Origin of the sequence: Phenylobacterium sp. (assembly GCF_024508875.1) — a bacterium.
Lineage (GTDB): Bacteria > Pseudomonadota > Alphaproteobacteria > Caulobacterales > Caulobacteraceae > Phenylobacterium.
The window spans coordinates 1-1,578 of record NZ_JANINU010000327.1; the positions used below are offsets into that span (position 1 = coordinate 1).

Annotated in this window: 2 protein-coding genes and 1 pseudogene; all 3 read right to left on the reverse strand. The window is 70.2% G+C overall.

Going from position 1 to position 1,578, the window contains the following annotated elements; genetic code table 11:
* Nucleotides 1-58: 58 nt before the first annotated feature.
* Nucleotides 59-979 carry a hypothetical protein gene (locus Q0L11_RS21260; RefSeq protein ID WP_296599935.1) on the reverse strand — a complete coding sequence of 307 codons (921 nt, stop codon included), beginning with the start codon at nt 977-979 and terminating at the stop codon, nt 59-61.
* Complete coding sequence (locus tag Q0L11_RS21265) at nt 976-1,485, reverse strand: hypothetical protein (protein ID WP_296599936.1); 510 nt, start codon at nt 1,483-1,485, stop codon at nt 976-978. Before Q0L11_RS21265 ends, Q0L11_RS21260 begins: the two co-directional genes overlap by 4 nt.
* Nucleotides 1,482-1,578: pseudogene (locus Q0L11_RS21270) on the reverse strand (YHS domain-containing (seleno)protein); the annotation flags it as partial. The gene Q0L11_RS21265 and the pseudogene Q0L11_RS21270, both read right to left, overlap by 4 nt.

Here is a 1,578-nt window from a genome sequence, read left to right on the forward strand (position 1 = left end):
AGCGGGCTCACGCGGTCGGCGCGGCCGTACTTGAACGCGAACTCACGCACGAAGGGGATCATGGCGCAGGCTCCGTGACGAGCGCCCGCAGCGCGCGGCCCAGGCGGGCGACGGCGGCGAGCTTCTGGAAGAAGGGCAGGGCGATGGGCGGCCCCATGTCGGTCTTGTTGACGTCGACGACGTAGAGCCGGCCGCTGGCGCGATCGCGCAGGATGTCCAGGCCGCCCCAATCCAGGCGCATGGCGTGGCAGAACGCCTCCAGCTTCTCGATCTCCTCGTGTGTGAAGACATCGCTCGGACGGGCCATGCCGACGCTGCAATTGTGGTTGGCGAAGCGGTCCTCGACACGCCGCCGCTTCAGGAACACCACCACGGGCCGGCCGCCGACGAATGGCGTGCGCAGGTCGACCGCCAGGCCGTCCTCCACATTGTCGATCAGGCGCTGATAGGTGCGGCCGGCGCGCGCGCGCAGGGGCAGGCGCACGACGCGGCCGTCATGCACGCCGTTGCCTTCGCCCTTTTCCACCGCCAGGCCGACGCCGGTCTCGGGATCCAGCGCGAGGGGATAGCCGAACACCTGCGCGAACACCTCGGCCACACGGCTCTTGGTGATGTCGGCGCAGCCGTAGTTGAAGGCGCGCGAATGCCCGCGGGCCGGCGGCGCGCCGACGGCGGAATCCTCGAAGTAGAACGACGCCTGCGCCTCGGCCGGCGAGCGGGCGATCCGCACGCCGTTCCACGCCGCTGCGGCCCAGATCAGGTACCAGGGCCGCGGGCGGTCGGGCGCGAACCACACGGCAGGCCCGCGAGGGGCTAGGCGGTTCAGCAGCATCTTGCCGCGGATGGCGAGATAGAGGGCGAGCCATGTCGCCGCTTCCGACGCCAGGGCGCGGTCCAGGGGGATCACCGCGCCGGTCTTCTTGACCTGCACGGTCCGTCCGCGAACGGAGAAGTCGGAGGTCCATAGCGTGTCGCTCATGGCCGCACGGCCGCGGGCTTGAGCGGTGCGAAGATCGCCGCCACGCGCCCCAGCAACACGCCGAACTCGCGCCGCCGGAACACGCCCAGCAGCAGGATGGCGCAGACCAGGTTCACGCACGCGGCGGCGAACAGCCCGCCGCCGTCGTTGTTTGGATCGACCCCCAGCGGCGTGAACAGGTGGAAGCTGACCGCCCCGGCCATGACCAGCAGGCCGGCCAGGGCCCCGGCCGCCTGGAGGTGGCGCAGGCGCGGCAGGATGCCGATCACCAGCAGGCTGGACGCGAGCAGCTCGATCGAGCCGATCACGTACTGGGAGAACAGCCCCGTGTGGGCGAAGAGGCCGGGCAGGCCGAGCTCGCTGGTCCAGCCGTCGAGCCGGCCGAAGATCACCTGGGTCTTCGGATGGTCGGTGAACTTGTAGCGCAGGCTGTCCAGGAAGACCGCCGCCATGAACAGTGCGAGGCCCTGCGGGACGAGGCCCGCGACGCGATGGCGCAGGCTCATTTCAGCACCTGCGGCCAGTTCTTGTCGCCCTTGGCGATGTTGCCGGGGATGTCCTTGGCCCAGCGCTTCTGAACGTTCTGGTCGTAGTTCAGG